This window comes from Ciceribacter ferrooxidans, assembly GCF_004137355.1.
In the GTDB taxonomy this organism is placed as follows: domain Bacteria; phylum Pseudomonadota; class Alphaproteobacteria; order Rhizobiales; family Rhizobiaceae; genus Allorhizobium; species Allorhizobium ferrooxidans.
On record NZ_SDVB01000299.1, the window covers coordinates 1 to 252 of the forward strand.

At 68.3% G+C, this 252-nt stretch carries 1 protein-coding gene; it reads right to left on the minus strand.

Going from position 1 to position 252, the window contains the following annotated elements; all coding sequences use genetic code 11:
- Positions 1-251, minus strand: a 251-nt coding sequence (locus EUU22_RS26175; protein ID WP_369333644.1) for a DUF742 domain-containing protein, incomplete at its 3' end; no start/stop codon positions are given.
- Position 252 lies beyond the last annotated feature (1 nt).

Genomic DNA, 252 nt, shown 5'->3' on the forward strand with positions numbered 1-252 from the left:
GACAGATCGCGGGGCTCGAGCACGGTCGCCGTGACCAGAGCCTCGATGGCGAGCTGATACCTCGGCTGGGTCCGGCCTCCGGTAACCGTGTACGGCCGGACAAGCCGAGTAGAACCATCGTCCTCGCTCCCGAAGCCGAAGCCAGAACGTCCTGGTCCCGGCCCTTCGTCCCATAGACCGGCCCGTCCCTGCCAGGAGCCGGGCAAGCCCACGAACGGGGACTGACTGTCACCTCGCCCTTGGCCCGCCACT